General features: G+C 64.1%; 1 protein-coding gene. It reads left to right on the top strand.

Annotated features, from left to right (window positions below; genetic code table 11):
* On the top strand, positions 1-515 hold a 515-nt coding region (locus DY926_RS16755; RefSeq protein ID WP_186336215.1), incomplete at both ends, for a cobalamin-dependent protein.

Genomic DNA, 515 nt, shown 5'->3' with positions numbered 1-515 from the left:
CCCTTCGTGCTCCAGTCCGCCGAGACGATGAAGACCGCCGTGGCATGGCTCGAGCCGCACATGGAACGGACCGAGGGGCAGACGCGCGGCACCATGGTGCTGGCTACCGTGAAGGGGGACGTGCATGACATCGGCAAGAACCTTGTCGATATCATCCTGACCAATAACGGCTACCGCGTCATCAACCTTGGCATCAAGGTGCCGGTGGCGGACATGATCGCGGCGGCGCGGGAGCACAAGGCCGATGCGATCGGCATGTCCGGCCTGCTGGTCAAGTCCACCGTCATCATGCGCGAAAACCTGGAGGAAATGCACCGCCAGGGCGTTGACGTGCCCGTCATGCTGGGCGGTGCGGCGCTGACACGCAACTATGTGGAGGAAGACTGCACCGCGGCCTATGGTGATGGCGGGCGGGTTGCCTACGCCCGCGATGCGTTCGATGGCCTCTCGCTCATGGACAAGGTGGCGCAGGGTGAATTCGACACCTATCTTGCCGCCATCCAGTCGCGCCGCGC

The sequence above is a fragment of the Komagataeibacter melaceti genome, from assembly GCF_003403295.1.
GTDB classification, from domain to species: Bacteria; Pseudomonadota; Alphaproteobacteria; order Acetobacterales; family Acetobacteraceae; genus Komagataeibacter; species Komagataeibacter melaceti.
This window is presented reverse-complemented; position numbering and strand designations above follow the sequence as displayed.